Annotated in this window: 25 protein-coding genes and 1 pseudogene; 20 read left to right on the top strand and 6 right to left on the bottom strand. The window is 68.5% G+C overall.

Annotated features, from left to right (window positions below; all coding sequences use genetic code 11):
- The first annotated feature begins 293 nt into the window (after positions 1 to 293).
- The 18 genes from ACQEVG_RS26575 (at position 294) to ACQEVG_RS26660 (ending at position 17,281) form a co-directional block, all read left to right on the top strand.
- Positions 294 to 1,397 (top strand): LCP family protein, encoded by a 1,104-nt coding sequence (locus ACQEVG_RS26575; RefSeq protein WP_432988272.1) that lies wholly within the window; start codon positions 294 to 296, stop codon positions 1,395 to 1,397.
- Positions 1,398 to 1,600: 203 nt separating this feature from the next.
- The gene (rpmE, locus tag ACQEVG_RS26580; RefSeq protein ID WP_432988274.1) at positions 1,601 to 1,825 is read left to right on the top strand and encodes a 50S ribosomal protein L31; all 225 of its coding nucleotides are present in this window, start codon (positions 1,601 to 1,603) and stop codon (positions 1,823 to 1,825) included.
- Positions 1,826 to 1,927: 102 nt separating this feature from the next.
- Positions 1,928 to 3,007: a peptide chain release factor 1 gene (gene prfA / locus ACQEVG_RS26585; RefSeq protein WP_432988276.1), complete on the top strand. Its 1,080-nt coding sequence runs from the start codon at positions 1,928 to 1,930 to the stop codon at positions 3,005 to 3,007.
- Positions 3,008 to 3,038: 31 nt separating this feature from the next.
- Complete coding sequence (gene prmC / locus ACQEVG_RS26590; protein ID WP_432988278.1) at positions 3,039 to 3,884, top strand: peptide chain release factor N(5)-glutamine methyltransferase; 846 nt, start codon at positions 3,039 to 3,041, stop codon at positions 3,882 to 3,884.
- Between the two features lie 40 nt (positions 3,885 to 3,924).
- The gene (locus ACQEVG_RS26595; RefSeq protein ID WP_432988280.1) at positions 3,925 to 4,572 is read left to right on the top strand and encodes an L-threonylcarbamoyladenylate synthase; all 648 of its coding nucleotides are present in this window, start codon (positions 3,925 to 3,927) and stop codon (positions 4,570 to 4,572) included.
- Positions 4,569 to 5,207, top strand: coding sequence for a protein-tyrosine-phosphatase (locus ACQEVG_RS26600; RefSeq protein ID WP_360872228.1), 639 nt, complete (start codon positions 4,569 to 4,571; stop codon positions 5,205 to 5,207). Before ACQEVG_RS26595 ends, ACQEVG_RS26600 begins: the two co-directional genes overlap by 4 nt.
- 642 nt (positions 5,208 to 5,849) lie before the next feature.
- Positions 5,850 to 7,121 carry a serine hydroxymethyltransferase gene (glyA, locus tag ACQEVG_RS26605; RefSeq protein WP_432988283.1) on the top strand — a complete coding sequence of 424 codons (1,272 nt, stop codon included), beginning with the start codon at positions 5,850 to 5,852 and terminating at the stop codon, positions 7,119 to 7,121.
- Between the two features lie 106 nt (positions 7,122 to 7,227).
- Positions 7,228 to 8,577, top strand: coding sequence for an MraY family glycosyltransferase (locus tag ACQEVG_RS26610; RefSeq protein WP_432988285.1), 1,350 nt, complete (start codon positions 7,228 to 7,230; stop codon positions 8,575 to 8,577).
- A 262-nt stretch (positions 8,578 to 8,839) separates the two neighbouring features.
- Entirely contained in the window at positions 8,840 to 9,277 is a 438-nt protein-coding gene (locus ACQEVG_RS26615) for a hypothetical protein (RefSeq protein WP_432988287.1), read from the top strand.
- A 228-nt stretch (positions 9,278 to 9,505) separates the two neighbouring features.
- Positions 9,506 to 10,315: a F0F1 ATP synthase subunit A gene (atpB, locus tag ACQEVG_RS26620; RefSeq protein WP_432988289.1), complete on the top strand. Its 810-nt coding sequence runs from the start codon at positions 9,506 to 9,508 to the stop codon at positions 10,313 to 10,315.
- 82 nt (positions 10,316 to 10,397) lie between these two features.
- Positions 10,398 to 10,628, top strand: coding sequence for an ATP synthase F0 subunit C (gene atpE / locus ACQEVG_RS26625; protein ID WP_137993321.1), 231 nt, complete (start codon positions 10,398 to 10,400; stop codon positions 10,626 to 10,628).
- A gap of 44 nt (positions 10,629 to 10,672) precedes the next feature.
- The gene (locus ACQEVG_RS26630) at positions 10,673 to 11,218 is read left to right on the top strand and encodes a F0F1 ATP synthase subunit B (protein WP_404724022.1); all 546 of its coding nucleotides are present in this window, start codon (positions 10,673 to 10,675) and stop codon (positions 11,216 to 11,218) included.
- Positions 11,215 to 12,030 (top strand): F0F1 ATP synthase subunit delta, encoded by an 816-nt coding sequence (locus ACQEVG_RS26635; RefSeq protein ID WP_432988292.1) that lies wholly within the window; start codon positions 11,215 to 11,217, stop codon positions 12,028 to 12,030. Before ACQEVG_RS26630 ends, ACQEVG_RS26635 begins: the two co-directional genes overlap by 4 nt.
- Positions 12,031 to 12,160: 130 nt before the next feature.
- On the top strand, positions 12,161 to 13,753 hold the full coding sequence (gene atpA / locus ACQEVG_RS26640) for a F0F1 ATP synthase subunit alpha (RefSeq protein WP_432988294.1): 1,593 nt from the start codon (positions 12,161 to 12,163) through the stop codon (positions 13,751 to 13,753).
- Between the two features lie 20 nt (positions 13,754 to 13,773).
- Positions 13,774 to 14,691 (top strand): F0F1 ATP synthase subunit gamma, encoded by a 918-nt coding sequence (locus tag ACQEVG_RS26645; RefSeq protein ID WP_432988296.1) that lies wholly within the window; start codon positions 13,774 to 13,776, stop codon positions 14,689 to 14,691.
- Positions 14,691 to 16,133: a F0F1 ATP synthase subunit beta gene (gene atpD / locus ACQEVG_RS26650; protein WP_432988298.1), complete on the top strand. Its 1,443-nt coding sequence runs from the start codon at positions 14,691 to 14,693 to the stop codon at positions 16,131 to 16,133. The genes ACQEVG_RS26645 and atpD overlap by 1 nt, the downstream gene beginning before the upstream one ends.
- Positions 16,134 to 16,320: 187 nt before the next feature.
- The gene (locus ACQEVG_RS26655) at positions 16,321 to 16,692 is read left to right on the top strand and encodes a F0F1 ATP synthase subunit epsilon (RefSeq protein WP_432988300.1); all 372 of its coding nucleotides are present in this window, start codon (positions 16,321 to 16,323) and stop codon (positions 16,690 to 16,692) included.
- Between the two features lie 139 nt (positions 16,693 to 16,831).
- Positions 16,832 to 17,281, top strand: a complete 450-nt coding sequence (locus tag ACQEVG_RS26660; RefSeq protein ID WP_432988302.1) for a DUF2550 domain-containing protein — start codon at positions 16,832 to 16,834, stop codon at positions 17,279 to 17,281.
- Between the two features lie 95 nt (positions 17,282 to 17,376).
- Here ACQEVG_RS26660 and ACQEVG_RS26665 read toward each other — a convergent pair whose 3' ends face one another.
- From ACQEVG_RS26665 to ACQEVG_RS26675, 3 genes are all read right to left on the bottom strand, one after another.
- Positions 17,377 to 19,239, bottom strand: coding sequence for a glycosyl hydrolase family 18 protein (locus ACQEVG_RS26665; RefSeq protein WP_432988304.1), 1,863 nt, complete (start codon positions 19,237 to 19,239; stop codon positions 17,377 to 17,379).
- A 149-nt stretch (positions 19,240 to 19,388) separates the two neighbouring features.
- The gene (locus ACQEVG_RS26670; protein WP_432988306.1) at positions 19,389 to 20,039 is read right to left on the bottom strand and encodes a response regulator; all 651 of its coding nucleotides are present in this window, start codon (positions 20,037 to 20,039) and stop codon (positions 19,389 to 19,391) included.
- A complete protein-coding gene (locus ACQEVG_RS26675) occupies positions 20,036 to 21,232 on the bottom strand; it encodes a sensor histidine kinase (protein WP_432988308.1) in 1,197 nt (398 codons plus the stop codon). Before ACQEVG_RS26675 ends, ACQEVG_RS26670 begins: the two co-directional genes overlap by 4 nt.
- Positions 21,233 to 21,382: 150 nt before the next feature.
- Between ACQEVG_RS26675 and ACQEVG_RS26680 the strand changes: the two genes are divergently transcribed.
- On the top strand, positions 21,383 to 21,961 hold the full coding sequence (locus ACQEVG_RS26680) for a hypothetical protein (protein ID WP_432988310.1): 579 nt from the start codon (positions 21,383 to 21,385) through the stop codon (positions 21,959 to 21,961).
- Positions 21,962 to 22,073: 112 nt separating this feature from the next.
- Here the strand turns inward: ACQEVG_RS26680 and ACQEVG_RS26685 are convergent, their stop codons facing one another.
- The 3 genes and pseudogenes from ACQEVG_RS26685 to ACQEVG_RS26695 form a co-directional block, all read right to left on the bottom strand.
- Positions 22,074 to 22,646, bottom strand: coding sequence for a cob(I)yrinic acid a,c-diamide adenosyltransferase (locus tag ACQEVG_RS26685; RefSeq protein WP_432988312.1), 573 nt, complete (start codon positions 22,644 to 22,646; stop codon positions 22,074 to 22,076).
- A 13-nt stretch (positions 22,647 to 22,659) separates the two neighbouring features.
- A pseudogene (locus ACQEVG_RS26690) lies at positions 22,660 to 23,414 on the bottom strand (ABC transporter permease).
- 8 nt (positions 23,415 to 23,422) lie between these two features.
- The gene (locus ACQEVG_RS26695) at positions 23,423 to 24,205 is read right to left on the bottom strand and encodes an ABC transporter ATP-binding protein (protein ID WP_432988314.1); all 783 of its coding nucleotides are present in this window, start codon (positions 24,203 to 24,205) and stop codon (positions 23,423 to 23,425) included.
- A 78-nt stretch (positions 24,206 to 24,283) separates the two neighbouring features.
- Between ACQEVG_RS26695 and ACQEVG_RS26700 the strand changes: the two genes are divergently transcribed.
- On the top strand, positions 24,284 to 24,922 hold the full coding sequence (locus ACQEVG_RS26700; RefSeq protein WP_432988316.1) for a TetR/AcrR family transcriptional regulator: 639 nt from the start codon (positions 24,284 to 24,286) through the stop codon (positions 24,920 to 24,922).
- Positions 24,923 to 24,992 lie beyond the last annotated feature (70 nt).

Here is a 24,992-nt window from a genome sequence, read left to right on the forward strand (position 1 = left end):
CAGAGCCTCTTCAAGGTCGCGGGCGGGAGACCTTCGCCACAGTCGTAGGACGTGACCCGGCTCCCGCGCCCCGGCTCCCCGCTCCCCGAACTCGCAGGTGAGAACGGAGAGTCAGGCCGGCAGGCAACGCAATGTGCCCACCGTGCGATGCACGGTGGGCACATTGCGTTCTTAAGAAGTCTCAAAACCCCTGTGCAACCCTTCTTCCTGCTTCACCGTCTGAACAAGTAACAACAAACCGCGCCTGAACAGCACGGCAGGGGGTAGCGGGAAGAGCGGAAGCAAGGGAGACCATGACCGAGCAGAACAGCGGCGGCCGAATACGCAGCCGCGGCAAGCGCCGTAAAAAGCCCACCACGCGCCGCAGGGCACTGACCGTCGCCGCATGGTCGGCCGCGGGTCTGGTGCTGATCGGCGGATCCGGACTCGGTTACGTCTACTTCAAGCTCAACGGCAACCTCAAGGGCGTCGACATCAACGCCGCACTCGGCACCGACCGCCCCGAGAACGTCGACAACGGCTCCATGGACATTCTGGTCCTGGGCTCCGACTCCCGCTCCGGCGCCAACGCCAAGTACGGCGTCGACGAGGGCGTCGCCCGCTCCGACACCGCGATGATGGTGCACGTCTACGAGGGCCACAAGAAGGCCAGCGTCGTCTCCATCCCGCGCGACACCCTCGTGGACCGCCCGCAGTGCACGGACGGCAAGGGCAAGTCCGTCTCCGGCGGGAAGCGCGCCATGTTCAACACGGCGTACGAGGTCGGCGGCCCGGCCTGTGCGGTGAAGACCGTCGAGAAGATGTCCGGTATCCGCATGGATCACTACATCGAGGTCGACTTCACCGGCTTCAAGAAGCTCATCGACGAGCTGGGCGGCGTGGAGATCACCACCACCAAGCCGATCCACGACGGCAAGAGCCATCTGGACCTGCCGCCGGGCAAGCACACCCTGAACGGGGAGCAGTCGCTCGGTCTCGTACGCACCCGCAAGAGCGTCGGCGACGGCAGCGACCTCGGACGCATACAGCTCCAGCAGGCCTTTATGAAGGCCTTCATCAACCAGGTCAGGGGCATCGGTCTCTTCAGCAACCCGAAGAAGCTCCTCGACGTCGCGGACACCGCCACCAAGGCGATCACGCCCGACTCCGAGCTCGACTCGGCGAAGGAGCTGATGAGCTTTGCCCAGGGCCTGAGCGGGCTCGGTGCGCAGGACGTGCAGATGATCACGATGCCGGTGCAGTACGACCCGGTCGACCCCAACCGCGTGATTCCGCTCAAGGCCGCCTCCCAGCAGGTGTGGACCGCGCTCCAGCAGGACAAGCCGATCCCGCCGTCCGCGATCAAGAAATCGGCGGGCGACAAGGGCGCGGCCGGCTCGCTCGTCCAGAGCCGCTAGGCACGCCTCGGCAGCCACCGGCGGCAGGGCTCGGCAGCCGCTGGACACGGCTCGGCGCACCCGCCGCGCGCCGGGGAATAGTTCTGCCCGCCCCCCGGTTTTGGGAGATACGGCCAGTCCTGGCAGACTGGTACGTCGGCCCCGGTTCACGTACGAGCAATCCGCCCGTGCGACCCGGTGCCCTCCCGAAACTAGGAGACACCTTGAAGCGCGACATCCACCCCGAGTACGTCGAGACGCAGGTCAGCTGCACCTGTGGCGCGTCGTTCACCACCCGTAGCACGATCGAGGCCGGCAGCATCCGTGCCGAGGTCTGCTCCGAGTGCCACCCGTTCTACACGGGCAAGCAGAAGATCCTCGACACCGGTGGCCGTGTGGCCCGCTTCGAGGCCCGCTTCGGCAAGGCTGCCGGCTCCGCCAAGAAGTAGCGAGCCACTGCGCCGGTCTTCGGCTGCCCCCGCGCGGGGCGGCTGGGACCGGCGCTTTGCCGTCTCCCGCAGCCCTTCCGTACGCAAACCCAGGAGCCCCCGATGTTCGAGGCGGTCGAGGAACTGATCGGCGAACACGCCGATCTCGAGAAGAAGCTCGCCGACCCGTCGGTCCACGCGGACCAGGCCAACGCGCGCAAGCTCAACAAGCGCTACGCCGAATTGACCCCGATCGTCGGCACGTACCGCTCCTGGAAGCAGACCGGGGACGACATCCAGACCGCGCGTGAACTCGCCGCCGACGACCCGGACTTCGCGGCCGAGGTCAAGGAACTCGAGAAGCAGCGCGAAGAGCTCACCGAGAAGCTGCGGCTGCTGCTCGTGCCGCGCGACCCCAGCGACGACAAGGACGTCATCCTCGAGGTCAAGGCGGGCGCGGGCGGCGACGAGTCCGCCCTCTTCGCCGGCGACCTGCTGCGGATGTATCTGCGCTATGCCGAGCGCGTCGGCTGGAAGACCGAGATCATCGACGCCACCGAGTCCGAGCTGGGCGGCTACAAGGACGTCCAGGTCGCGGTGAAGACCAAGGGCGGCCAGGGCGCGACCGAGCCCGGACAGGGCGTCTGGGCGCGGCTGAAGTACGAGGGCGGGGTGCACCGCGTGCAGCGGGTGCCCGCCACCGAGTCGCAGGGCCGTATCCACACCTCCGCGGCCGGTGTGCTGGTGACGCCCGAGGCGGAGGAGATCGACGTGGAGATCCACGCCAACGATCTCCGTATCGATGTCTACCGGTCCTCCGGGCCCGGCGGCCAGTCCGTCAACACCACGGACTCCGCGGTGCGCATCACGCACCTGCCGACCGGCATCGTCGCGTCCTGCCAGAACGAGAAGAGCCAGCTCCAGAACAAGGAGCAGGCGATGCGTATCCTGCGCTCCAGGCTGCTGGCCGCGGCCCAGGAGGAGGCCGAGAAGGAAGCGGCGGACGCCCGCCGCAGCCAGGTTCGAACGGTCGACCGCTCCGAGAAGATCCGTACGTACAACTTCCCGGAAAACCGCATCTCGGACCACCGTGTCGGGTTCAAGGCGTACAACTTGGACCAGGTGCTCGACGGGGATCTCGACGCGATGATCCAGGCCTGTGTCGACGCCGACTCCGCCGCCAAGCTCGCCGCCGCCCAGTAACAACAACATCCTGCAGCCCCGGAGGACCAGCGTGAACCTGCTGCTTGCCGAGGTGGCCCAGGCCACCCAGCGGCTGGCCGACGCCGGCGTGCCCTCACCGCGCTTCGACGCGGAGGAACTCGCCGCGTTCGTGCACGGCGTGAAGCGGGGAGAGCTGCACAACGTCCCGGACGGTGACTTCGACGCCCGCTACTGGGAGGCCGTGGCCCGCCGCGAGGCCCGCGAACCGCTCCAGCACATCACCGGACGCGCCTTCTTCCGCTATCTGGAGCTGCAGGTCGGGCCGGGGGTCTTTGTGCCGCGCCCGGAGACCGAGTCGGTGGTCGGCTGGGCCATAGACGCCGTACGGGCCATGGATGTCGTCGAGCCGCTGATCGTCGACCTGTGTACGGGCTCCGGGGCCATCGCGCTCGCCATGGCACAGGAGGTGCCGCGCTCGCGGGTGCACGGAGTGGAGCTCTCCGAGGACGCGCTGCGGTGGACCCGTAAGAACGCCGAGGGCAGCCGGGTCACCATTCACCAGGGCGACGCGCTGAGCGCCCTGCCGGAGCTGGACGGCCAGGTCGACCTGGTCATTTCGAATCCGCCGTACATTCCGCTCACGGAGTGGGAGTATGTCGCCCCCGAGGCACGCGACCACGACCCGGACATGGCGCTGTTCTCCGGCGAGGACGGCCTGGACACCATCCGCGGCATCGAGCGCACCGCCCACCGGCTGCTGCGACCGGGCGGCCTCGTCGTCGTCGAGCATGCGGACACGCAGGGCGGCCAGGTGCCGTGGATCTTCAGCGAAGAGGCCGGCTGGGCTGACGCCGCCGACCACCCCGACCTGAACAAGCGGCCGCGCTTCGCGACCGCGCGCAAGGCAACGCCATGACCAAGCTTGTGTACGTGTCCATGTACGAGGAGGCCCGCTGATGGCTCGGCGATACGACTGCAACGACGCGACGGATCGCACCACCGGTCTGCGTGAAGCCGCATCGGCCGTACGCCGCGGCGAGCTGGTCGTGCTGCCCACCGACACCGTGTACGGGATCGGTGCGGACGCCTTCAGCTCGGAGGCCGTCGCGGACCTGCTGGAGGCGAAGGGGCGCGGCCGCAATATGCCCACCCCTGTCCTCATCGGATCCCCGAACACCCTGCACGGCCTGGTCACCGACTTCTCCGAGCAGGCCTGGGAACTGGTCGACGCGTTCTGGCCGGGCGCGCTGACGCTGGTCGCCAAGCACCAGCCCTCCCTCCAGTGGGACCTGGGTGACACCCGGGGCACCGTCGCGATCCGGATGCCGCTGCACCCGGTCGCGATCGAACTGCTCACCGAGGTGGGCCCGATGGCAGTCTCCAGCGCCAACCTGACCGGGCACCCGTCGCCGGAGGACTGTGACGCGGCGCAGGAGATGCTCGGCGACTCGGTCTCGGTCTATCTGGACGGCGGCCCGACGCCGGGCATCGTGCCGTCCTCGATCGTCGACGTCACGGGCAAGGTGCCGGTGATGCTGCGCGAGGGAGCACTCTCGGCGGACGAGCTGCGCAAGGTCGTACCCGACCTCGAGGTGGCCAGTTGACCGCCCCTGAGGGGCGTGGCATAGCGGGACCTACGGACACTTTCCGCATCCTCCACGTCAGCACCGGCAACGTCTGCCGCTCGCCGATCACCGAGCGGCTGACCCGCCATGCCCTGAGCGACCGCCTCGGCGATCCGCTCACGGGCGGCCTGATCGTGGAGAGCGCGGGCACGTGGGGGCACGAGGGCGCCCCGATGGAGGCCAACGCCGAGATCGTCCTTGCCGACTTCGGCGCGGACGCGACCGGTTTTGTGGGGCGCGAGCTGCTCGACGAGCATGTGATCCGCGCGGATCTGGTCCTGACGGCGACCAGGGACCACCGGGCGCAGGTGATCTCGATGGGCCACTCGGCGGGCCTGCGCACGTTCACGCTCAAGGAGTTCACCCGGCTTGTACGGGCGATAGACCCGGCAACGTTGCCGGACCCGCGCGAGGGCGTCGTGGCCCGGGCCCGCGCGCTGGTCCGCGCGGCGGCGGCGCTGCGGGGCTGGCTGCTTGCGCCGAGCCCGGACGCGGATGAGGTGTACGACCCGTACGGGGCGCCGATCACGTTTTTTCGCTCGATCGGGGACGAGATCAATCAGGCGCTGGATCCGGTGGTGACGGCGCTGACGGGGGTGCGGGCGCGGCGCTGAGTCGGTGGCGGCCGCCCCTGAACCGGGGCTCCGCCCCAGACCTCGCGCCTCATCTCGCCCAGACTTCGTCCGGGGCCCCACGGGGCTTGTTATGCCCGGGCCGTTGTCGGGGCTCTGCCCCCGAACCCCCGCGCCTCAATCGGTGGCGGGGCTTGGTTTCGGGTCTCTGCCCCCGAACCCCCGCGCCTCAATCGGCGGCGGGGCTTGGTTTCGGGTCTCTGCCCCCGAACCCCCGCGCCTCAATCGGCGGCGGGGCTTGATTTGGGTCTCTGCCCCCGAACCCCCGCGCCTCAATCGGCGGCGGGGCTTGATTTGGGGCTCCGCCCCGAACCCCCCTGCGGTCCGCCCGCGAAACCACCCACCGGACAACAACCACCAACGCCCCCTGGCCCACGGCAACCACGACCCCGGTGACCTGCCCGGCCGGCGATTGAGGGCAACGCCCGACGGGCCGACGGGTGGTACGCGGCGAAGCCCCCAAGTCCGCGCCGCGGAGCGGGCGCACAGGGGCCTGGGGGCCTGCCCCCAGTTACGGGAAGGGGCGGGGTGGGGAAAAGAAAGATCCCCCGACACCGCGCAGGCCGCGAAACCCCGGCCTACATTGGAGACGCCGCCCACTCCACGCAAGGCCTGGAGCCACAGATGCCGGTCACCGCTGCACCAGACGCCGTCCGCATCACCCATCACGGCGCCGACTTCGACGCCCTGCGCCGCCAGGACCCCGAGATCGCCGAGGTGATCCTGGGCGAGCTGGGGCGGCAGAGCGACAGCCTCCAGCTCATCGCCGCCGAGAACTTCACCTCACCCGCGGTCCTCGCCGCTCTCGGCTCGCCGCTCGCCAACAAGTACGCCGAGGGCTATCCCGGCGCCCGCCACCACGGCGGCTGCGAGCTCGTCGACACCGCCGAGCGGATCGCCGTCGAGCGCGCGACCGCCCTGTTCGGGGCCGAACACGCCAATGTGCAGTCGCACTCCGGCTCCTCCGCCGTCCTCGCGGCCTACGCGGCGCTGCTCAAGCCCGGCGACACGGTCCTCGCCATGGGGCTTCCTTACGGCGGTCATCTCACCCACGGCTCGCCCGCCAACTTCTCGGGCCGCTGGTTCGACTTCGTCGGCTACGGCCTCGACGCCGAGACCGGTCTCATCGACTACGACCACATGCGCACCCTGGCTCACCAGCACCGGCCCAAGGCCATCGTCTGTGGCTCGATCTCGTATCCCCGCCACCCCGACTACGCGGCGTTCCGCGAGATCGCGGACGATGTGGGCGCGTATCTGATCGCCGACGCGGCCCACCCGATGGGGCTGATCGCGGGCGGCGCCGCTCCCAGCCCCGTCCCGTACGCGGATGTGGTGTGTGCCACAACCCACAAGGTGCTGCGCGGACCGCGCGGCGGAATGATCCTGTGCGGTTCCGAGCTGGCCGAGCGCATCGACCGCGCGGTGTTCCCCTTCACCCAGGGCGGCGCCCAGATGCACACGATCGCGGCCAAGGCCGTGGCCTTCGGCGAGGCGTCGACCCCGGCGTTCACGGCGTACGCCCACAAGGTCGTGGCGAACGCCCGGGTGCTCGCCGACGGGCTCGCCGAGGAGGGTTACGCCGTCCTGACGGGCGGCACCGACACCCATCTGATCAGCGCGGATCCGGCGCCGCTCGGCGTGGACGGCAGGGTGGCCCGCGGCCGTCTCGCCGCGGCCGGACTGGTCCTCGACACCTGCGCCCTCCCGTACGGCGACGGGCGCGGCATCCGGCTCGGCACCGCCGCCGTAACCACCCAGGGCATGGGCGAGGCGGAGATGACGCGGATCGCCGCGCTCTTCACGGCGGCGATGCGTGAAGAGGGCGAAGAGGCGAGAAAGGTACGTGCGGAAGTGCGCGAACTGGCCGGTAGATTTCCGCCTTATCGGGGGTAGCCGCGACATTGTGCAACCATCGCGGCTCTCCGTATGTCCTCAAGCATGTGGCTACCAGAGCTAGTGTGTGGGGCTGAGATGGCCAGCGATTCCTGTGGGGCAGCCCGTGCGTGATTACCTGCTGACGCTCTGTGTCACGGCCGCGGTGACCTATCTGCTGACCGGTCCGGTGCGTAAGTTCGCCATCGCGACCGGAGCGATGCCTGAGATCCGCGCCCGCGATGTACACCGAGAGCCGACGCCGCGACTCGGCGGCATCGCCATGTTCTTCGGCCTGTGCGCCGGTCTGCTGGTCGCCGATCATCTGCAGAATCTGAACAGCGTCTTCGAGCTGTCGAACGAACCACGCGCACTTCTGTCCGGCGCGGCCCTGATCTGGATCATCGGCGTTCTGGACGACAAGTTCGAGATCGATGCCCTGATCAAGCTCGGCGGCCAGATGATCGCCGCCGGTGTGATGGTGATGCAGGGGCTGACGATCCTGTGGATCCCCGTGCCCGGCATCGGCACGGTCTCCCTGACCTCCTGGCAGGGCACCCTGCTGACCGTCGCCCTGGTCGTTATCACCATCAACGCGGTGAACTTCGTGGACGGCCTGGACGGTCTCGCCGCCGGCATGGTCTGCCTCGCCGCCGCCGCCTTCTTCCTGTACTCGTACCGGATCTGGTACGGCTACATGATCGAGGCGGCCGCCCCCGCGACGCTCTTCACCGCGATCCTGATGGGCATGTGCCTGGGCTTCCTTCCCCACAACATGCATCCCGCGCGGATCTTCATGGGTGACTCGGGCTCGATGCTGATCGGCCTGGTGCTCGCCGCCGCCGCGATCTCGGTGACCGGCCAGGTGGACCCCGACGCCCTGAAGATCTTCGAGGGCAGCACCCGCCAGGCCACGCACGCGGCGCTGCCCGTCTTCATTCCGTTGCTGCTGCCGCTGACCATCATCGCGATCCCGGTCGCGGACCTGGTGCTCGCGATCGTGCGCCGCACCTGGAACGGACAGTCGCCGTTCGCCGCCGACCGCGGCCATCTCCACCACCGGCTGCTGGAGATCGGACACTCGCACAGCCGCGCGGTCCTGATCATGTACTTCTGGTCGGCGCTGATCGCCTTCGGCGTCGTCGCGTACTCCGTGCACTCGGCGTCGATGTGGATCGTGCTGGCCATCGTGGCGCTGAGCGCCGTCGGACTGGTGCTTCTGCTGCTGCCGCGCTTCACGCCGCGGGCTCCGCGCTGGGCCGAGGCCTTTGTGCCGCCGCGCTACCGGCGCCGTGCGGTGCAGCCCGAGCCGACGGCGGTGCCCGCGCTCGCGTACGGGGCGGAGCTGTCCGAGGCGCCGGAGGAGCGCGCCCCGGTCGCGGTGGGCGCCCCTGGGCTCAACGGCGTCAACGGAGCGACCGCGATCGGCCCCCGTTCGCGTTTCCCGGACCGGAAGAAGGCCGGGACCCGCGGCTGATGATGTACCGGATGTCCGCCCAATAGCAGACATAGCGACCGGCTAGGGTGCACACACGCGCGCGGTCACTCTCATGTGTGATGGTTGGCACACTCCTGGGTAAAGACCTATTCAAATAGTTTGTGATACGGTTCACGAGACCCGGAGACAGCGCCGAAGGGCCGTAGTGCGACGGCCCGTTGGCCCCGAGGCCCATCTCGGACCGGGATTACGCTCGTCCATGACGACACCACTGCCCCCACCAGCAAGCGGAGCTGCCGCCATGCCGACCAATGACGTCCGGACTCTCCTTCACACCGCCGTGCCCGCGGCTGTCGTCGGCGCTGTCGCCGTTGCCGTCAGCGCTGGAGTCGCCGGTGGCAAGGGAGCGATCGGGGCGGTCGTCGGCACCTTGGTGGTCCTCCTCTTCATGGGGATCGGGATGGTCGTGCTGCAGCGGACGGCGAAATCACTTCCGCACCTGTTCCAGGCCATGGGGCTGATGCTCTACACGGCACAGCTGCTGCTTCTCTTCATCTTCATGGCGGCGTTCAAGGACACCACCCTGTTTCACCCCAAGGCCTTCGCTTTCACCATTCTCGCGGTGACCCTTGTCTGGGTCTCCGCGCAGGCGCGCGCCTATATGAAGGCCAAGATCCTCTACGTGGATCCCGATGCCGCGAAGGGTGAAAAGCCCGAGAACGCGGGGTCGTCGACGTGAAGGGTAGGGCCGGGATAAACGCCCGTTCGCGATCCTGCTATCGTCCGGTGCCAACTGCGGCACTGCGGGCGCGGGTGTCCGAGCTGACGCCTGTCCCAGCGCGAGGCTCGATGCCGAACCGTCGCCCCCACATCCGTAAGACCACCAGTCCAGTGCCGTCCCGCGGCTCAGCGCCGCGCCGACACAACGAGGTTGCCGTACCTATGCGCCACGCTGAAGGAGCCCGCGGTGAGTGCTGACCAGACGCTCGCCTTCGACGCGAGTTGCCACATCTTCACCGGATGCGGATTCCCGGCTCCGGGCCTGCATACGTTCATCTACGAACCCATCGCCACGGTGGGCGGCTTCGAATTCACCAAGCCGATGCTGCTCGCGTTCCTGGGCTCGTTCGTGGTCGTCGCCTTCTTCTGGGCCGCCTTCCACAAGCCCAAGCTGGTACCGGGCAAGCTGCAGATGGTCGGCGAGGCCGGTTACGACTTCGTACGCCGCGGAATCGTCTACGAGATCATCGGCAAGAAGGACGGCGAGAAGTACGTCCCGCTGATGGTGTCGCTGTTCTTCTTCGTCTGGATGATGAATCTCTGGTCGATTGTGCCGCTCGCCCAGTTCCCGGTGACCTCGATCATCGCTTACCCGGCGGCGCTCGCCCTCGTCGTGTACGTGCTGTGGGTCAGCCTGACCTTCAAGAAGCACGGCTTCGTCGGCGGCTGGAAGAACATCACCGGGTACGACAAGTCCCTCGGCCCGATCCTTCCGCTCGTGGTCGTGCTGGAGTTCTTCTCGAACCTGCTCATCCGGCCCTTCACCCACGCGGTCCGGCTCTTTGCGAACATGTTCGCGGGCCACCTGCTGATCTCGATGTTCGCCATCGCGACCTGGTACCTCGCCAACGGCATCGGCTTCGTCTACGCCGGAACCTCGTTCCTGATGGCCGTCGTGATGACCGCGTTCGAGCTCTTCATCCAGGCCGTCCAGGCGTACGTCTTCGTCCTCCTGGCCTGCAGCTACATCCAGGGCGCGCTCGCCGAGCACCACTGAGCAGAGCCCGACCCGCACACCTGAAATCAGTCGTCCGGTGGCCAACCCCCACCGGGTCCTTGAAAGAGAAGGAAGAACCGGCATGTCCGCTCTCCAGACCCTTGCTGCCGTCGAAGGTAACGTCGCCTCCATCGGTTACGGTCTCGCCGCCATCGGCCCCGGCGTCGGCGTCGGCATCATCTTCGGTAACGGCACCCAGGCCCTCGCCCGTCAGCCCGAGGCGGCCGGCCTGATCCGTACCAACCAGATCATGGGTTTCGCCTTCTGTGAGGCGCTCGCCCTCATCGGCATCGTCATGGGCTTCGTCTACTAAGCCGGTCTGACGACAGCCCCATCTTTTTCACGGAAGGCACTGATGTGAACGCTCTGTTCCTTGCGGCAGAGGCGGAGACGCAACCTCCGCTCATCCCGCATCTCGACGAGCTCGTCATCGGCCTGATCGCCTTCGTCATCGTCTTCGGCTTCCTCGCCAAGAAGCTCCTCCCGAACATCAACAAGGTTCTGGAAGAGCGCCGAGAGGCCATCGAGGGTGGCATCGAGAAGGCCGAGGCGGCGAGGATCGAAGCCGAGAGCGTGCTCGAGCAGTACAAGGCTCAGCTCGCCGAGGCCCGCCACGAGGCCGCTCGGATGCGCCAGGAGGCGACCGAGCAGGGCGCCGCGATCATCCAGGAGATGAAGGCGGAAGGCCAGCGGCAGCGTGAGGAGATCATCGCGGCCGGCCACGCCCAGATCGAGGCCGACCGCAAGGCTGCGGCCGCCGCGCTGCGTCAGGACGTGGGCAAGCTCGCCATCGAGCTGGCCGGCAAGCTCGTCGGTGAGTCCCTCGAGGACCAGGCCCGGCAGAGCCGCACCGTCGACCGCTTCCTCGACGAGCTCGAGGAGAAGGCCGAGGCCGCCCGATGAACGGAGCGAGCCGCGAGGCACTGGCTGCCGCACGCGAGGCTCTCGACGCGCTGACCGACAACACCTCGGTCGACGCGGCGAAGCTCGCGGAGGAGCTGGCCGCCGTCACCGCGCTGCTCGACCGCGAGGTCTCGCTGCGTCGGGTCCTGACCGACCCGGCGCAGTCCGGCGAGGCCAAGGCCGAGCTGTTGGCGCGGCTGCTCGGCGGTCAGGTGGGCGGCACGACCGTCGACCTGGTCTCCGGCATGGTCCGCTCCCGCTGGTCGCAGTCCCGTGACCTGGTCGACGCGATCGAGGAGCTGGCGGCCACCGCCGACCTCACCGCGGCGCAGCAGACGGGCGCGCTCGACGATGTCGAGGACGAGCTGTTCCGGTTCGGCCGGATCGTCGAGTCCAACATCGAGCTGCGGGCCGCGCTGACCGACCGGTCGGCGACGAAGGCAGCCAAGGCCCAGCTGGTGAGCACACTGCTCGGCGGCAGGGCCAATCCGGTCACCGAGCGACTGGTAGTCCGTCTTGTTACGGCGCCCAGGGGACGTAGCCTGGAGGCGGGACTCGAGTCCCTGTCCAAGCTTGCCGCGGCGCGTCGGGACCGGATGGTAGCGGTCGTCACCTCGGCGGTACCGCTCACCGACCAGCAGAAGCAGCGCCTCGGCGCCGTGCTGGCGGAGCTGTACGGCCGCCAGATGCACCTGAACCTCGACGTGGACCCCGAGGTCCTCGGCGGGATCTCGGTGCGTGTCGGCGACGAGGTCGTCAACGGCACGATCGCGGACCGTCTCGCCGAGGCAGCCCGCCGTATCGCCGGCTGACAGCCAGTAACTGAACAAGCAGGACGAGCGGCCCGGTTGGGCCGTGCAGAAATTGCAGAAGATTCCTGGGGGTCGGCCCCCAGACCCCCTTAAGAAACTTCGGGCCCAACAAGGAGAGCAGGGAACCCAGATGGCGGAGCTCACGATCCGGCCGGAGGAGATCCGGGACGCGCTGGAGAACTTTGTCCAGTCGTACAAGCCGGACGCGGCCTCGCGCGAGGAGGTCGGTACGGTAAGCCTTGCCGGCGACGGTATCGCGAAGGTCGAGGGTCTTCCCTCGGCCATGGCGAGCGAGCTGCTGAAGTTCGAGGACGGCACCCTCGGTCTCGCCCTCAACCTCGAGGAGCGCGAGATCGGTGCGATCGTCCTCGGCGAGTTCAGCGGTGTCGAGGAGGGCCAGCCGGTGCAGCGCACCGGTGAGGTTCTCTCCGTCGGCGTCGGCGAGGGCTACCTCGGCCGCGTTGTCGACCCGCTCGGCAACCCGATCGACGGCCTCGGCGAGATCGAGACCGACGGCCGTCGCGCCCTCGAGCTGCAGGCCCCGGGCGTCATGGTCCGTAAGTCGGTGCACGAGCCGATGCAGACCGGCTACAAGGCTGTCGACGCCATGGTGCCGATCGGCCGCGGCCAGCGTCAGCTGATCATTGGTGACCGTCAGACCGGCAAGACCGCTCTGGCCGTCGACACGATCATCAACCAGCGCGACAACTGGCGCTCGGGCGACCCGAAGAAGCAGGTCCGCTGCATCTACGTCGCCATCGGCCAGAAGGGCTCCACCATCGCGTCCGTGCGCGGTGCGCTGGAGGAGGCGGGCGCGCTCGAGTACACGACGATCGTCGCCGCCCCCGCGTCCGACCCGGCCGGCTTCAAGTACCTGGCGCCGTACACCGGTTCGGCCATCGGCCAGCACTGGATGTACCAGGGCAAGCACGTCCTGATCATCTTCGACGACCTGTCCAAGCAGGCCGACGCCTACCGCGCCGTGTCGCTGCTGCTGCGCCGCCCGCCGGGCCGTGAGGCCTACCCGGGCGACGTCTTCTACCTGCACTCGCGTCTGCTGGAGCGCTGCGCCAAGCTCTCCGACGACATGGGCGCCGGTTCGATGACGGGTCTGCCGATCGTCGAGACCAAGGCGAACGACGTGTCGGCGTTCATCCCGACCAACGTCATCTCCATCACCGACGGCCAGTGCTTCCTGGAGTCCGACCTGTTCAACGCCGGCCAGCGTCCGGCCCTGAACGTCGGTATCTCGGTCTCCCGTGTCGGTGGCTCCGCCCAGCACAAGGCCATGCGGCAGGTCTCCGGCCGTCTGCGGGTGGACCTCGCCCAGTACCGCGAGCTGGAGGCGTTCGCCGCCTTCGGTTCCGACCTGGACGCGGCCTCGAAGGCGCAGATGGAGCGCGGCAAGCGCATGGTCGAGCTGCTCAAGCAGCCTCAGTACCAGCCCATGCCCATCGAGGAGCAGGTTGTCTCCATCTGGGCCGGTACCACCGGCAAGATGGACGACGTCCCGGTCCAGGACATCCGCCGCTTCGAGTCCGAGCTGCTCGAGCACCTGCGCCGTGAGCGCAAGGAGCTGCTGACCAGCATCGCCGAGGGCGCCAAGATGTCCGACGACACGCTCCAGTCCATTGGCGACGCGATCGCCGCCTTCAAGCGTCAGTTCGAGACCTCGGACGGCAAGCTTCTGGGCGAAGACGCGCCGGTCAGCACGGCCAAGTGACGACGGAAGGGACCTGACTCATGGGAGCCCAGCTCCGGGTCTACAAGCGTCGCATCAAATCCGTCACCGCGACCAAGAAGATCACCAAGGCGATGGAAATGATCGCCGCCTCGCGCATCGTCAAGGCGCAGCGCCAGGTGACCGCCTCCACTCCGTACGCGACCGAGCTCACCCGCGCGGTGACCGCGGTGGCGACCGGGTCGAACACGAAGCACCCCCTCACCACCGAGGTGGAGGCGCCGGTCCGCGCCGCGGTCCTGCTCATCACGAGCGACCGCGGTCTGGCCGGCGGCTACTCCGCCAACGCCATCAAGGCGGCGGAGCAGCTCACCGAGCGGCTCCGTACGGAGGGCAAGGAGGTCGTCACGTACATCGTCGGCCGCAAGGGTGTGTCGTACTACGGCTTCCGTGAGCGCAAGGTCACGGACTCGTGGACCGGGTTCACCGACGCCCCGACGTACGCGGACGCCAAGAAGGTGGCAGGCCCGCTGATCGAGGCCGTCCAGCAGGACACGGCCGAGGGCGGCGTGGACGAGCTCCACATCGTCTTCACCGAGTTCATCTCGATGCTGACGCAGACGCCGGTGCAGAACCGGCTGCTGCCCCTCAGCCTCGACAAGACGGTCGAGGAGTCGGGGACGAAGGGCGAGATCCTTCCGCTGTTCGACTTCGAGCCGTCGGCGGAGGACGTCCTCGACGCCCTGCTGCCGCGCTACGTCGAGAGCCGTATCTACAACGCGCTGCTCCAGGCCGCTGCTTCCAAGCACGCTGCCACCCGCCGCGCGATGAAGTCGGCGACCGACAACGCCGGTGAGCTCATCAAGAGCCTCTCCCGGCTTGCCAACGCGGCCCGCCAGGCCGAAATCACCCAGGAAATCAGCGAGATCGTCGGTGGCGCGAGCGCCCTGGCCGACGCGACCGCGGGGAGTGACAAGTAATGACGACCACTGTTGAGACGGCCGCCGCCACGGGCCGCGTCGCCCGGGTCATCGGCCCGGTCGTCGACGTGGAGTTCCCCGTCGACGCGATGCCGGAGATCTACAACGCGCTCACCGTCGAGGTAGCCGACCCGGCCGAGGACGGCAAGCTCAAGACCCTGACCCTCGAAGTCGCCCAGCACCTGGGTGAGGGCATTGTCCGAGCGATCTCGATGCAGCCCACCGACGGTCTGGTCCGCCAGGCCACGGTGACCAACACCGGCGCGGGCATCACCGTTCCGGTCGGCGACTTCACCAAGGGCAAGGTGTTCAACACCCTCGGTGAGGTGCTGAACGTCCCCGAGGCGAACAGCGAGACCACCGAGCGCTGGCCGATCCACCGCAAGGCGCCCAGCTTCGACCAGCTCGAGTCCAAGACCGAGATGTTCGAGACGGGCATCAAGGTCATCGACCTTCTCACCCCGTACGTCAAGGGTGGAAAGATCGGTCTGTTCGGTGGCGCCGGTGTCGGCAAGACCGTTCTGATCCAGGAAATGATCTACCGCGTCGCCAACAACCACGACGGTGTGTCGGTGTTCGCGGGCGTCGGTGAGCGTACCCGTGAGGGCAACGACCTCATCGAGGAGATGACCGACTCCGGCGTCATCGACAAGACGGCGCTTGTCTTCGGTCAGATGGACGAGCCCCCGGGCACCCGTCTCCGTGTCGCGCTTGCCGGTCTGACCATGGCGGAGTACTTCCGCGATGTGCAGAAGCAGGACGTGCTCTTCTTCATCGACAACATCTTCCGGTACACCCAGGCCGGCTCCGAGGTGTCCACCCTGCTCGGCCGTATGCCGTCCGCGGTGGGTTACCAGCCGAACCTGGCCGACGAGATGGGTCTGCTGCAGGAGCGCATCACGTCGACGCGTGGTCACTCGATCACCTCGATGCAGGCGATCTACGTCCCCGCGGACGACCTGACCGACCCGGCGCCGGCGACCACCTTCGCCCACCTGGACGCGACGACCGTTCTGTCCCGTCCGATCTCGGAGAAGGGCATCTACCCGGCGGTCGACCCGCTGGACTCGACGTCCCGCATCCTGGACCCGCGCTACATCGCGCAGGACCACTACGACGCCGCCACGCGCGTCAAGGGAATCCTGCAGAAGTACAAGGACCTCCAGGACATCATCGCGATCCTCGGTATCGACGAGCTGGGCGAGGAGGACAAGCTGGTTGTCCACCGTGCCCGTCGTGTCGAGCGCTTCCTGTCGCAGAACACCCACGTCGCCAAGCAGTTCACCGGCGTGGACGGTTCGGACGTGCCGCTCGAGGAGTCGATCGCCGCGTTCAACTCGATCTGCGACGGCGAGTACGACCACTTCCCGGAGCAGGCGTTCTTCATGTGCGGTGGCATTGAGGACCTCAAGGCCAACGCCAAGGAGCTCGGCGTCTCCTGAGTCGGCTGACTCGTAGAAGGGGGGCGGGCACCGTCCCGCCCCCTCTTCGTACGCCCTTCCCGGGGGCCATCCCCGGACCCCCTGCCGTCAGGCGGGGCGGGCCCCGGCGTTTCGGCGTCCGGAGCCCTACTAGACTTATGACCCAACACCCGGCAGTACCGCCGGGTGGTGACCCGAGGAGCCACCCTTGGCTGCTGAGCTGCATGTCGAGCTGGTCGCCGCGGACCGGCAGGTCTGGTCCGGCGAGGCCACCCTGGTCGTCGCGCGCACCGCGTCCGGCGACATCGGCGTCATGCCCGGTCACCAGCCGCTACTCGGTGTGCTGGAGTCGGGCCCGGTGACAATCCGTACGAGTGAGGGAACGGTCGTCGCAGCAGTGCACGGCGGTTTCATCTCGTTCGCCGACAACAAGCTGTCGCTGCTGGCGGAGATCGCCGAGCTGGTGGACGAGATCGACCCCCAGCGCGCCGAGCGCGCGCTGGAGCGCGCCAAGTCGGACGACGACGCCGCCGCCGAGCGGCGCGCCGATGTCCGGCTGCGTGCGGTGGCGGTGCGCTGAGCACCCCGCCGACAGTCGTAGCCCTCAGCCGCGGCCCGGGCTGGAGTTCTCCAGACCGTGCCGCGGCTGCGGCAATGCAGATGCACGTGGGATTGCGTGAGCAGACTCGGACGAGAACGATGCGAGGAGGTCGGTGGACATGTTCCTCGCTCTGCTTGTGAGCGGCCTGGTCGTCGTCGCACTGGTGGCGGTCGGGCTGTTCGTCTTCGGACTGCGCCGACGGCTGATCCAGCGCTCCGGCGGGACCTTCGACTGCAGTCTGCGCTGGAACGTCCCGGAGAAGACCGACTACTCCGGCAAGGGCTGGGTGTACGGCGTCGCCCGCTACAGCGGTGACCGGATCATGTGGTTCCGGGTCTTCTCGTACGCCCCCCGCCCCCGCCGGGTCCTTGAGCGCTCGGCCATCGAGGTCGTCTCCCGGCGTACGCCCCAGGGCGAGGAGGAGCTGGCGCTGCTCTCCGACGCGACCGTGCTCGGCTGTCTGCACCGCGGGACGCGCCTGGAGCTGGCGATGAGCGAGGACGCGCTGACCGGCTTCCTCGCCTGGCTGGAGGCGGCGCCTCCGGGCCAGAGAGTGAACGTGGCGTGAAACAGGGTTGTGGCGTAGGACATGACAAAGCCCGGGAGAACGAGTCTCCCGGGCTTCGGTGTCTGCGGGATCAGCGGGCTTCGGTGTCTGCGGGATCAGCCCAGACCGCTGTTGATCGCGCTGACCAGCTCTCCGTTCGTCGTGTCACCGCTGAATTCCCAGAAGAAGGCGCCTCCCAGGCCCTGGCCCTTCGCCCAGCTCATCTTCGAGGTGACGGTGGCCGGGGTGTCGTAACTCCACCAGTTGCTGCCGCACTTCGCGTACGCGGTGCCGGCGATGGTGCCGGTGGACGGGCAGCTGTTCTTGAGGACCTTGTAGTCCTCGATGCCCTGTTCGTACGTGCCGGCGGCGGGCCCTGTCGCGGTGCCGCCCGGTGTCGCCTGGGTGACTCCGGTCCAGCCGCGCCCGTAGAAGCCGATACCCAGCAGCAGCTTGGCCGACGGCACACCCTTCGCCTTGTACTTGGCGATCGCCTCGGCGGAGTTGAAGCCCGCCTGGGGGATGCCGGGGTACGAGGTGAGCGGGGAGTGCGGGGCGGTCGGGCCCTGCGCGGCCCAGGCGCCGAAGAAGTCGTACGTCATCACGTTGTACCAGTTGAGGTACTGCGCGGCGCCCCCGTAGTCGGCGGCGTCGATCTTGCCGCCGGACGAGGCGTCCGCCGTGACGGCCGCGGTGACCAGGTTGTTCGTACCGAACTTGGCGCGCATCGCCTGCATCAGGTTCTTGAAGGCGGCGGCGCCGCTGGTGTCGCAGGACAGACCGCAGGCGTTCGGGTACTCCCAGTCCAGGTCGATGCCGTCGAAGACATCGGCCCAGCGCGGGTCCTCCACCAGGTCGTAGCAGGACTGCGCGAAAGCGGCCGGGTTCGCAGCCGCCTGGCCGAAGCCGCCGGACCAGGTCCAGCCGCCGAAGGACCAGAGCACCTTGATGTTCGGGTACTTGGCCTTGAGCTTGCGCAGCTGGTTGAAGTTGCCGCGCAGCGGCTGGTCCCAGGTGTCGGCGACGCCGTCGACGGACTGATCGGCGGTGTACGCCTTGTCGTAGTCGGCGTAGGAGTCGCCGATGGCGCAGCGGCCGCCGGTGACATTGCCGAAGGCGTAGTTGATGTGGGTGATCTTGGCGGCGGAGCCCGAGGTCACCAGGTTCTTCACGTGGTAGTTGCGACCGTAGATGCCCCACTCGGTGAAGTAGCCCAGCTTGACCGAGGAGCCGGGGCCAGGGCCAGGGTCGGTGGTGCCGGTGGTGCGGACCGCGCGGGCGCCGCTGACCGGTCCTGTCTGGTCGGCGGTGTCGCGGGCCTGCACGGTGTACGAGTAGTCGGTGCCCGCGCTCAGTCCGGTGTTGGTGTACGTGAGACCGGTGACCGTGGCGATCTTGGCGCCGTCGCGCAGTACGTCGTAGTTCTTGATGCCCTTGTCATCACTGGCCGCGGTCCAGCTCAGCGTCACCGAGGTGTTGGTGATGTTGCTCGCGGCCGGGGTGCCGGGGGCGGACGGCGGGTTGTCCCCGGGGACGCTGCCGCCGTCGCAGGAGGCGCCGTTGAGCTTGCAGCCGGAGGGGGAGCCGGAGCCGGTGCCGTTGAAGCCGAAGGAGACCGACGCGCCGGGCGCGAGGGTGCCGTTCCAGCTCTTGTTCTTGGCGGTCCAGTGGGTGCCCGCGCTGGTGACGTCGGCGTCCCAGGCGGAGGTGACGGCGGTGCCGGAGGGGAAGTCCCACTCGACGGTCCAGGAGCTGAGGGAGGTGGTGCCGGTGTTCTGCACCGTCCACTTGCCCTCGAAGCCGGTGCCCCAGTCGGAGACCTTGGTGTAGGTGGCGGTCGCCGATGCGGCGGCCTCGGCGGGGGAGGCGAGGCCGACCATGGCGGCCAGCGGGAGGAGCAGCGCGGTCAGTCCCGCGGCGGCTCTGGATCTGAGTCCGAATCTGAATCTGGTTCTGTGCAGTGGAGGTTGCGTGTTCACGGGTGCTCCTCGAGGAGGTCCGGACGAGCGGCGGTTGGTCCGTGCACTGCGCACCCTGCGTGGCTCACCGCAGTGTGTTGTGCCGTGAGACTAGGAAGGTCTGGACCAATCGTCAATAGGTCCAGACCAAAGGTGGGGGAGGCGCGAGGTCAGATGCCCAACTCCTGAGCCAGTACCGCCGCTTGGACCCGGCTGCGCAGCTTCAGCTTGCCGAGGAGACGGCTCACATGGGTCTTCACCGTCGCCTCCGCCATCGCCAGCCGACCCGCGATCTCGGCGTTCGACATCCCCTCGCCGAGGCACGACAGCACCTCGCGTTCCCGACGGGTGAGCCCATCGAGGATCGCGAGTTCGGAAGCGTCCCGTGTCCGTACGGGAGTGGGCGCCGCGAACTCCGCGATCAGCCGGCGGGTGACGGCCGGCGCGATCAGACCCTCGCCGCGCGCCACCGTGCGCACCGCCTCCAGCAGATCCGCGGCCTCGGTGTTCTTCAGCAGAAAGCCCGCGGCGCCCGCCCGCAGCGCCCCGAAGACATACTCGTCCAGATCGAACGTGGTCAGGACGAGCACATCGGCGAGCTGGGCGTCGACGACCTGCCTGGTGGCCGAAACCCCGTCCAGGCGTGGCATCTGAATATCCATCAGCACGAGATCGGGGCGCAGTTCGCGGGCGAGCCGCACCGCTGCCTCACCGTCCGCCGCCTCGCCGACGACCTCGATGTCCGGAGCGCTGCCCAGGATGAGGACCAGACCGGCGCGTACGGCGCGCTGGTCCTCCGCGACCAGTACCCGGATCGTCATGCCTTCGCACTCCCTTCGTCGACGGGCAGCCGAGCCCGTACCCGCCAGATCGTGGCCCCGTCCCCGTTGGTCACAGGGCCCGACTCGAACTGCCCGTCCAGCAGCGCCACCCGCTCGCGCATGCCGACCAGACCGGCCCCCGAGCCGGGCGCCCTCGGCCCGGGCCGCTCGCCGTAGGGGCTGGTGACTTGCACCGTCAGCGTCTCCTCGTCCTGGCCCAGGCTGACCATGATCTGCCCGGGCGAAGCGTGCTTGAGGGCATTGGTCAGCGACTCCTGGATGATGCGGTACGCGGCCAGCTCGACCGGAGCGGGCAGCGGGGGGCCGTCCTTGCGGGTGTCGGCGAGCGTGAACTCGAGGCCACTGGACCCGCCGTTCGTCCGCGCCTGGTCGAGCAGCGCATCGACGCCGGTCAGCCTGGGCACGGCCGCGGGCTCCGCGTCGGCGCCCCGGTCCCGCAACAGGCCGATCAACCGGCGCATCTCGGCCAGGCCCTCGACGCTGTTCTCGCGGATGACGGCCAGCGCGTCGCGGCTCGTTCCCGGGTTGTCGATGGAGAGCGCGGCCGTGGAGTGGATCGCGATCGCCGAGAGATGGTTGGCGACCATGTCGTGCAGCTCGCGGGCCATCCGGGCGCGCTCTGCGGTCACCGCCTGGGTGCGGTCCACCTCGGCGAGCAGGGCCGTCTGCTCGGCGCGCAGCTGCGCCGCCTCGGCGGCATCGCGGTGGGTGCGTACGCTCACGCCGGTCCAGGCCGGGGCCACGCTGACCAACGCGAAGACCAGGCCGAGCAGCACGGCCTGCGCGTCCTGGAAGACGACGAGCGCGGTGACCGTCACGGCGGCCGTGGCCACCATGGACACGGCGGGGATACGGCGGGCGGCGGCGGGGGTTCCGTACAGCACGGCCGCGTAGACCAGATCCGTGAACATCGCGATGGTGGCGACGTTCCCGTCGGTGAACTGGTCGGCGAGCATCGCGGTGCAGCCGATGGCCAGCGCGGTGTTCGGCATCGTCCGGCGCAGCAGCTCGGCGCCGCTCATCGCGGCCAGCGGCAGCAGCAGGAGGGCATGCGGGTCGACGCCGTGGCCGCCGCGGGTGTCCAGCCCCAGCGCCCACAGCACCAGGCCGCCGAGGAATCCGGCCACGGAGATGAGCACATCGTCGCGGTGCCAGCGGGCGGGAGCGGTCACGCACCCATCAAACACGGCGGGCGGCGCGCGGGCCTCCACGTCCGGAGTGAAGGCCGGCTACATCGAAGGATGCAGTGCCACTTCGTCACTGGCGACGACGACCTGCGGCGATACGGACGGGAGGCTTGCGGGGAACGAAAGGGGAGGGCCGTGATCGTCACGCTGATCGTGATCTGCGAGGTCGGCTTCTGGGTGCTGCTGGCCGGCGGACTGGCGCTGCGCTATGCGGCGCGGCTGCCGCGGCTCGGGGCGGGCGTGCTGCTGGTGGAACCGCTGCTGGAGGTCGTGCTGCTGGTGGTGACGGCGATCGACCTCAAGAACGGCGCGGAGCCGGACTGGAAGCACGGGCTGGCGGCGCTCTACATCGGCTACACCATCGCCTTCGGCCACTACACGATCAAGTGGATCGACGGGCACGTGGCGCACCGCTTCGCGGACGGCCCGCCGCCGCTGAAGCCGCCGCGGTACGGAACGGCCCGCGCCAAGCACGAGGGCAAGCTGTGGCTGCGCACGGTCCTCGGCGCGGGGATCGCGATCGGTCTGCTGCAGCTCGCGATCTGGTACGTCGGCGACGCGAGCCGGACCGGTTCGCTCAGCTCCTGGCAGTTCACGGCGCTCAGGACGGCGGGGATCCACGGCGTGATCGCGCTCACGTACACGATCTGGCCGAAGAAGGGGCCCAAGGCGGCGAAGGAGACGGAGCGCGAGCCGGTCCGGGTCGAGCGCTAGGGGCCTGCGGCGGGCCGCACGCGCTTCGAGCGCTCCCCCTCAAACGTCGTCCGGGGGGACCCCAGACGGGCTTGATGTGTGCGGCCCAGCCGCACACATCGAGCCCCACCGGCTACCGCTCCCCGCCCGGGACCCAGAGCACGTCCCCGACCTCTTTGTTCGCCGTCCTCGCCAGAATGAACAGGAGGTCGGAGAGGCGGTTCAGATACGTCGCCGTGAGGGCGTTCATGATGTCGCCGTGCACCTCGAGCGCCGCCCAGGTCGAGCGCTCCGCGCGCCGTACGACCGTGCACGCCTGGTGCAGCAGCGCCGCCCCCGGCGTACCCCCGGGCAGGATGAAGCTGCGCAGCTTCTCCAGCTGCTCGTTGAAGCGGTCGCAGTCCGCCTCCAGCTTGTCGATGTAGAACTGCTCGACCCGCAGCGGCGGATACTTCGGGTCCTCCACCACCGGCGTCGACAGATCCGCGCCCACGTCGAACAGGTCGTTCTGGACGCGGACGAGGACCTTGACGACCTCCTCGGGGAGCTGTCCCAGTGCGATGGCCGTGCCCAGGGCGGCATTGGCCTCATTGGCGTCGGCGTACGCCGCGATCCGCAGATCGGTCTTGACCGTCCTGCTCATATCGCCGAGCGCCGTCGTGCCCTGGTCGCCGGTACGGGTGTAGATGCGCGTCAGATTGACCATGTGACCAGCGTAGTTACGCTCCAGCCCGGCGGAAGACACGTGTGCCGACCGTCACGGCGAGCCCGCGAATCCCAGGGCGACAAGCACGCCGTACAGCATGGCGGCCGTGGCGTACTCGCCGATGTACGCGTCCCGCACCGCGTCCACCAGATAGCGGAACGGCATGAGGTGCGAGAGCACGTTCAGCCAGCCCGGCGCCAGGGTCATCGGCAGCATCAGCCCGGACAGCAGCATCGAGGGCATGGCGAGGGCGTTGATGGCCGGGCCGAACTCCTGCGGCGTACGGACCTTCATCGCCAGCGCGTACGACAGTGAGGCGAGCGAGAGAGTCAGCAGGGCGACGAACGCGAAGCCGATCAGGACCCCGGCCAGGGGCGCGCGCAGACCCAGGGCCAGCGCGGCCAGTACCAGCAGCACCGCCTGGAAGACGAAGAGCGCGGCATCGCGCAGCACCCGTCCGAGCAGCAGCGCGAGCCGGCTGACCGGGGTCACGCGCATGCGCTCGACCACCCCGTGGTTCTTCTCGATGATGATCGAGAAACCCGCGAACGCGGCGCCGAACAGGCCGAGTTGGAGCAGCAGCCCGGGGACGAGAACCTGCCAGGAGTCGGCCTGCGCGGAGAGCGGCAGATCGGTGAGCAGCGGTCCGAAGAAGAGCAGATAGAGCAGCGGCATCAGCACGCCGAAGAGGATCTGGAACCTGGACCGCAGGGTCTGGCGGGCGTACCGCTCGAAGATCAGACCGGTGTCGGAGAGAAATTCACGCATCAGGACTCCTAGACGGCTACGGGGGCTGTGGCCACCGGCGCGGGCCCGCGTCCGGTGATGGCGAGGAAGGCGTCCTGCAGCGTGGCCCCGGAAGACCCGGCGTGCCGCGCCTTGAGCGCGTGCGGGGTTCCTTCCGCGACGACCACGCCCTTGTCGACGATCACCAGCCGGTCGGCCAGCGCGTCGGCCTCGTCGAGGTAGTGCGTGGTGAGGAAGACGGTCGTGCCGTGCTCCTGGCGGATACGGCGTACGAGCTCCCACAGATCGGCCCGGCTGGCCGGGTCGAGTCCGGTGGTCGGCTCGTCGAGGAAGAGGATTGCCGGCCGGTGGGTCAGGCCCAGCGCGATGTCGAGCCGCCGCCGCTGCCCGCCGGACAGCGCCCCGGTCCTGCGCTCGAGGAGGTCGGCCAGGCCCAGGTCCCTGGCCAACTCCTGTGCGCGGGCGTCGGCTTCGGACTTCGGCAGCCGGTACAGCCGTCCCTGGGTGACGAGTTCCTCCCGCACGGTCACCTGCGGGTCGACGCCCCCGGACTGGGCGACATAGCCGGTCCTGCGCCGTACGCCGCCTGGATCGCGGGCCAGGTCGAAGCCCGCGACGGTGGCCGCGCCGCCGGTGGGCGGCAGCAGGGTGGTGAGCATCCTCAGGGTGGTGGTCTTGCCGGCTCCGTTCGGGCCGAGGAAGCCGAGGATCTCGCCCGGCTGGACGGTCAGGTCGATGGAGCGAACGGCCTCGACAGGCCCGTTCTTGGTGTGGAAGGTCCGGGCGAGTCCGGCCGTACTGATGATTGCCATGCCTCAGAAAAACAGAGTCGCTTAAATTTTGCAATGACCCCAAGTTTTCAATGAGCCCAACGAAGTTACGATGAGGTCATGGCTGAGGGACTCAGAGAGCGGAAGAAGCGGCAGACCAGACAGCACATCTCGGACATGGCCACCGGCCTGTTCCTGGAACGCGGCTTCGATGCGGTGACCATCGCCGAGATCGCGGCCGCGGCCGATGTCTCGGTCAACACCGTGTACAACTACTTCCCGGCCAAGGAGGACCTCTTCCTCGACCGCAGCAGGGGCATCGTCGAGCGGCTCTCCCGCTACGTACGCGGCCGCGACATCGGGGAGTCGGCCGCCGAGGCCGTACTGCGTGAACTGCGCGAGCAGGTCGAAACCGTCTCACCCGCCGTCGGGTTGATGGAGGGATATGACCGTTTCCTGCGGGTCATCCATGGTGCGCACACCCTCCGCTCCCGTCTGTGGCGCATCCAGCAGGAGGCTTTGGAGCACCTCGAAGACACGCTCAGACAGGAGACCGGCGCGGCGCCCGACGACACGCTCCCCACCCTTGTCGCCGGCCAGCTCGCCTGGGTACAGGCCACCCTCATGGGTTCCATCGGCCGCGAGATGGTCAAGGGCCGCCCGCCCAACGAGGTTTCCCGCGAGGCTCTCGTGCTCCTCGACGACATGGAGGAAGTGCTGGGGGAGAAGGTGCTCAAGTTCGCGGTCCGTGATGCGTGATGAACCGGGTCGGTGTGATGTCCTCGGGATGAGACGTGACTCGCATCTCTTCGCGCACACACGGCCCCTC

Source organism: Streptomyces sp. CA-135486 (genome assembly GCF_050936555.1).
Taxonomy (GTDB): Bacteria; Actinomycetota; Actinomycetes; order Streptomycetales; family Streptomycetaceae; genus Streptomyces.

Bases quoted from the DNA above. Each gene is read 5' to 3' on its own strand.
- atpE (WP_137993321.1), top strand. From the start codon at position 10,398: ATGTCCGCTCTCCAGACCCTTGCTGCCGTCGAAGGTAACGTCGCCTCC.
- ACQEVG_RS26645 (WP_432988296.1), top strand. From the start codon at position 13,774: ATGGGAGCCCAGCTCCGGGTCTACAAGCGTCGCATCAAATCCGTCACC.
- ACQEVG_RS26695 (WP_432988314.1), bottom strand. From the start codon at position 24,205: ATGGCAATCATCAGTACGGCCGGACTCGCCCGGACCTTCCACACCAAG.
- ACQEVG_RS26670 (WP_432988306.1), bottom strand. From the start codon at position 20,039: ATGACGATCCGGGTACTGGTCGCGGAGGACCAGCGCGCCGTACGCGCC.
- ACQEVG_RS26575 (WP_432988272.1), top strand. From the start codon at position 294: ATGACCGAGCAGAACAGCGGCGGCCGAATACGCAGCCGCGGCAAGCGC.
- atpA (WP_432988294.1), top strand. From the start codon at position 12,161: ATGGCGGAGCTCACGATCCGGCCGGAGGAGATCCGGGACGCGCTGGAG.
- prfA (WP_432988276.1), top strand. From the start codon at position 1,928: ATGTTCGAGGCGGTCGAGGAACTGATCGGCGAACACGCCGATCTCGAG.
- ACQEVG_RS26700 (WP_432988316.1), top strand. From the start codon at position 24,284: ATGGCTGAGGGACTCAGAGAGCGGAAGAAGCGGCAGACCAGACAGCAC.
- ACQEVG_RS26615 (WP_432988287.1), top strand. From the start codon at position 8,840: ATGCCGACCAATGACGTCCGGACTCTCCTTCACACCGCCGTGCCCGCG.
- ACQEVG_RS26685 (WP_432988312.1), bottom strand. From the start codon at position 22,646: ATGGTCAATCTGACGCGCATCTACACCCGTACCGGCGACCAGGGCACG.
- ACQEVG_RS26595 (WP_432988280.1), top strand. From the start codon at position 3,925: ATGGCTCGGCGATACGACTGCAACGACGCGACGGATCGCACCACCGGT.
- glyA (WP_432988283.1), top strand. From the start codon at position 5,850: ATGCCGGTCACCGCTGCACCAGACGCCGTCCGCATCACCCATCACGGC.
- ACQEVG_RS26660 (WP_432988302.1), top strand. From the start codon at position 16,832: ATGTTCCTCGCTCTGCTTGTGAGCGGCCTGGTCGTCGTCGCACTGGTG.
- atpD (WP_432988298.1), top strand. From the start codon at position 14,691: ATGACGACCACTGTTGAGACGGCCGCCGCCACGGGCCGCGTCGCCCGG.
- ACQEVG_RS26635 (WP_432988292.1), top strand. From the start codon at position 11,215: ATGAACGGAGCGAGCCGCGAGGCACTGGCTGCCGCACGCGAGGCTCTC.